The following is a 4,313-nucleotide window of genomic DNA, read 5'->3' on the forward strand; positions in this document are numbered from 1 at the left end:
GTCGTGACCAGGGCCACGCTGCGCGCCGCGGAACTGCTCGACGTCACCGCCAGGGTGCTGGCTTCCGTCATCGGCGTCTCGGAAGCCACGGTTTCGCGCATGCGCAAGCAGGAATTCCTGCTCGAGCGCGGCACCAAGCCGTTCGAGCTGGCCGTCCTGTTCGTCCGGCTGTTCCGTTCTCTCGACGCCATCGTCGGCGGCGACGAGAGCATCGCCCGGGCCTGGCTGAAGAACGCTAATACGGCTTTCGACAGCGCCCCGATCGAGAAAATCCAGTCGATATCAGGACTTGTCGATGTCATCGCCTATCTGGACTCCCGACGCGCTCTCGTCTGAATCCGCCCGGCTTGAAGGCAAGTACTGGCGCATGGTCGAGGCGCAGCACCGCGTCTCGACGCTGAAGGTCGTCGACACGCTCGACGAGCAGGCCTTGCTGGAAGAGCTGATCGAGGAGACGAAGCCGCAGATCCCGCTCGAGTGCCGGCACCTCCACTACCTGCTGGCGACGCCCTTCCGCTACGGCTCGGTCTACCCCCATGGCTCGCGCTTTCGCCGCGCCGGCCGGACCAGGGGCGTCTACTATGCGGCTGAGACCATGTTCACGGCTGTCGCCGAGATGGCGTTCTACCGCCTGCTGTTCTTCGCCGAATCGCCCGACACGCCCTGGCCGCGCGACGCCGCCGACTACACTGCCTTTTCCGCCGCCATCAAATGCGCCGCCGCCATCGACCTGACCAGGCCGCCGCTCGACCGTGACGCGGCCGCATGGACGCATCCGACCGACTACGCCGCCTGCCAGGCCATCGCCGATGTCGCGCGCGAGGCCGGGCTGGAAGCGATCCGCTACCGTTCGGCGCGCGACCCGAAGGGTGCCAACATCGCGCTGTTGACGTGCAAGGGTTTTGCAAAAGCAAAGCCGCTGGAACCGCAGACCTGGCGCATTCGCCTCGGCGTCTTCGGCGTGCAGGCGATCTGCGAGTTTCCGGAAAAGCGGATCGAATTCTCCAGGGCGGCCTTCACCGACCCACGGCTCGCGAACTTGCGCTGGGAGCGCGGCCGCTAGTTTGTCGTGATTCAGGCGAGGATGTTCACCGCCCGCGCCGCCACCAGCGCGATCGTCAGCAGCGAGATCGACGCCTCCGCCATCATCAAGAGCTTGGCGCGCTGGGTGAGCGGCAAGGTGTCGGTCGGCGAGAATGCCGTCGCGTTGGTGAACGCCAGGAAGGCATAGTCGACGAAGCCGGGCAGCCAGCCGCGGATTTCTCGGTCGGGCAGCGTCATCTGCGGGAACAGGAAATCGGCCTGCGCGCGCTTGACCAGCCCACAGGTCGGCGGCCCGCCCCGGTCCGTGCTCCAGAACCAAAGCGCGAAGACGATGACGTTGGTGACCCAGATGTTCAGCGCATCGACAAGCAGCGTCGTGCCGGCGCCGGCATGGCCTTCGAGCAGCGCCCTGACCAGGAAGACCAACGCCCCGCAGTTCATGACGCTGATGACGCCGGTGAGGACCAGCGCGGTGAGGCGGATGTAAAGGCGAAACCGGCCGATCGCGTACCAATGTTCGTGATCGATGGCCTTCTGCGTCGCCATTTGCGTCCACGCCGTCGCGATCGACAGGGGCACGAGCAGCACCGCCTCGATCGCAGGCGCCAGCCAGCGCGGGCCGAACGACAAGTCGTTTATGACCAGAAGCTGCAGGCAGATGATGATGAGGACCGCCGCTCGAGCCGACCAGAAATCAAGGGCGCGGTGGTGGATGACGGCATGCTCGTGACGCATGGTGAATGCTGGAACCGGTTGGGGGTGGACGATGCAGTTCCATCCAATCTTGGTTTTGCAATGGTCGCGCCAGAACACATTTTCGTAAGCTCTGATGTTACCGCTCCTCGGCCCGAAACAAAAAAGGCGCCGGATTTCTCCGGCGCCTTTGATCACGCAGATTCAAACCAGCAAGCGGCTCAGCCGTTGGCGGCCTGCTTGTGCTGGACCGTGTGGCTCTTCTTGAGCAGGTCCGAGACCAGGAAGGCGAGCTCGATCGCCTGGTCGGCGTTGAGGCGCGGATCGCAATGCGTGTGGTAGCGGTCCTGCAGGTCTTCCGCGGTGATGGCACGGGCCCCGCCGGTGCATTCGGTAACGTTCTTGCCGGTCATCTCGACATGGATGCCGCCGGGATGCGTGCCTTCGCCGCGGTGCACCTCGAAGAAGGTCTGCACCTCCTTCAGGATGCGATCGAACGGCCGTGTCTTGTAGCCGGCCGCCTCAATCGTGTTGCCGTGCATCGGATCCGACGACCAGACCACGCTGCGGCCTTCCTTCTGCACCGCGCGCACCAGCTTCGGCAGATGCTCGGCCACCTTGTCGGCGCCGAAGCGCGCGATCAGCGTCAGCCGTCCCGGCTCGTTCTCCGGGTTGAGCAGGTCGATCAGTTCCAGCAAGCCGTCCGGTGTCAGCGACGGGCCGCATTTCAGCCCGAGCGGGTTCTTGATGCCGCGGCAATATTCGACATGCGCATGGTCGGGCTGGCGGGTGCGGTCGCCGATCCAGATCATGTGACCCGACGTGGCGTACCAGTCGCCGGAGGTGGAATCGACGCGGGTCAGCGCCTCTTCGTAGCCGAGCAGCAGCGCCTCATGGCTGGTGTAGAAATCGGTCTCGCGCAGCGCGAAGTTGGTTTCGGAGGTAATGCCGACTGCGCGCATGAAGTCCATGGTCTCTGTGATGCGGTTGGCGAGCGACTCGTACTTTTCGCCCTGCGGGCTGTCGGAGACGAAACCAAGCATCCAGCGATGCACATTCTCCAGGCTGGCATAACCACCCTGGGCGAAGGCGCGCAGAAGGTTGAGCGTCGCCGCCGACTGGCGATACGCCATCTCCTGACGGGCGGGATCGGGAATGCGCGACTTGGCGTCGAACTCGATGCCGTTGATGATGTCGCCGCGATAGCTGGGCAACGTCACGCCGGCCTTGGTCTCATTGTCGGAAGAGCGCGGCTTGGCGAACTGGCCGGCGACGCGGCCGACCTTCACCACCGGCTGCGCGCCGGCGAAGGTCAGAACGACGGACATCTGCAGGAAGACGCGGAAGAAGTCGCGGATGTTGTCCGCGCCATGCTCGGCGAAGCTCTCGGCGCAATCGCCGCCCTGGAGCAGGAATGCATCACCGGCGGCAACGGCCGCCAACTGCTTCTTCAGTTTGCGCGCCTCACCGGCGAAAACCAAAGGCGGAAAGGTGGCGAGTTGGGCTTCCGTGTTCTTCAGCGCGGCAAGGTCCGGATAGGCGGGAACCTGCTTGATCGGCTTTTCTCTCCACGAATTCGGCGACCATTTCGTCATCGTTGCACCCAAACGCCCTTCAGCGGCAATTCCAGGAAAAGCGTGATTCCGCGCGGAATTGCGTCAAACAAACAGATGAACGGGCACCCTCGCCCGCCATTCCAGCCCAATATGGGGTGGCGGCTCCTTACACGAAGCCGAATTCCTATTCTAGACCGGAATTTGAGCGCTGGCGAATGAGCGTTGCTGGCCAAGGTGTGTTGAGATTCAGGTTAGGCCGAGCCGAAAATGGTGATTTCCGAGAACCGGAGCGGAGCGTACTCAAGTACGTGAGCACCAGAAGCGCAGGGAAACCGCCATTTGCAGGCCGGCATCAACTGAAACTCAACACACCTAGGCGGCTTTCTCCACCAGCCGCGCCAGCTGCGTCATCACCACGGCCGAGCCCGCTAGTCGCTTTTCGGCGTTCGGCCAGTCGCGGATGAAGACGACGCTGTGATCGGGCCGGATCTTGGCCAGCGAGCCCTGCTCGCCGATGAACTTGACCAGCCCGACCGGGTTGGAGAATTCACGCTTGCGGAAATGGATGACGACGCCTTTGGGGCCGGCGTCGAGCTTCTCGACATTGGCCCTGCGGCAAAGCGCCTTGATGAAGACGATCTTCAAGAGATGCGTCACCTCTTCCGGCAGCGGTCCGAAACGGTCGATCAGCTCGGCGCCGAAGGCGTCGATCTCCTCGGTGCTTTCGAGGTCGCCGAGCCTGCGGTAGAGCGCCAGCCTGAGCTGCAGGTCCGGGACGTAGCTTTCCGGGATCATCACCGCCGTGCCGACGGCGATCTGCGGCGACCAGCCAACGTCCTGCACCTCGCCGGAATCCTTCACCTCGGCCACCGCCTCTTCCAGCATCTGCTGGTAGAGCTCGAAGCCGACCTCCTTGATGTGGCCGGACTGCTCCTCGCCCAGAAGATTGCCGGCGCCGCGGATATCGAGGTCGTGGCTGGCGAGCTGGAAGCCGGCGCCGAGCGTGTCGAGCGACTGCAG

General features: G+C 64.0%; 5 protein-coding genes. 2 read left to right on the top strand and 3 right to left on the bottom strand.

Going from position 1 to position 4,313, the window contains the following annotated elements; genetic code table 11:
• Both EN742_RS26015 and EN742_RS26020 read left to right on the top strand, forming a co-directional pair.
• Positions 1 to 336, top strand: a 336-nt coding sequence (locus tag EN742_RS26015) for an MbcA/ParS/Xre antitoxin family protein (RefSeq protein ID WP_128333445.1), incomplete at its 5' end; no start/stop codon positions are given.
• A complete protein-coding gene (locus tag EN742_RS26020; protein WP_127421903.1) occupies positions 296 to 1,063 on the top strand; it encodes an RES family NAD+ phosphorylase in 768 nt (255 codons plus the stop codon). The genes EN742_RS26015 and EN742_RS26020, both read left to right, overlap by 41 nt.
• A gap of 11 nt (positions 1,064 to 1,074) precedes the next feature.
• Here the strand turns inward: EN742_RS26020 and EN742_RS26025 are convergent, their stop codons facing one another.
• From EN742_RS26025 to EN742_RS26035, 3 genes are all read right to left on the bottom strand, one after another.
• Complete coding sequence (locus EN742_RS26025) at positions 1,075 to 1,779, bottom strand: hypothetical protein (RefSeq protein WP_128333446.1); 705 nt, start codon at positions 1,777 to 1,779, stop codon at positions 1,075 to 1,077.
• Between the two features lie 179 nt (positions 1,780 to 1,958).
• Positions 1,959 to 3,332, bottom strand: coding sequence for a 3-deoxy-7-phosphoheptulonate synthase class II (locus tag EN742_RS26030; RefSeq protein ID WP_127421901.1), 1,374 nt, complete (start codon positions 3,330 to 3,332; stop codon positions 1,959 to 1,961).
• Positions 3,333 to 3,665: 333 nt separating this feature from the next.
• Positions 3,666 to 4,313: TRCF domain-containing protein (locus tag EN742_RS26035; protein ID WP_348632867.1), on the bottom strand; the 648-nt coding region annotated here is incomplete at its 5' end.

This window comes from Mesorhizobium sp. M4A.F.Ca.ET.020.02.1.1 (assembly GCF_004022645.1).
Classification (GTDB): Bacteria; Pseudomonadota; Alphaproteobacteria; order Rhizobiales; family Rhizobiaceae; genus Mesorhizobium.

Excerpts from the sequence above, each read along its gene's own strand:
- EN742_RS26030 (WP_127421901.1), bottom strand. The coding sequence starts at position 3,332 with ATGACGAAATGGTCGCCGAATTCGTGGAGAGAAAAGCCGATCAAGCAG.
- EN742_RS26025 (WP_128333446.1), bottom strand. The coding sequence starts at position 1,779 with ATGCGTCACGAGCATGCCGTCATCCACCACCGCGCCCTTGATTTCTGG.
- EN742_RS26020 (WP_127421903.1), top strand. The coding sequence starts at position 296 with ATGTCATCGCCTATCTGGACTCCCGACGCGCTCTCGTCTGAATCCGCC.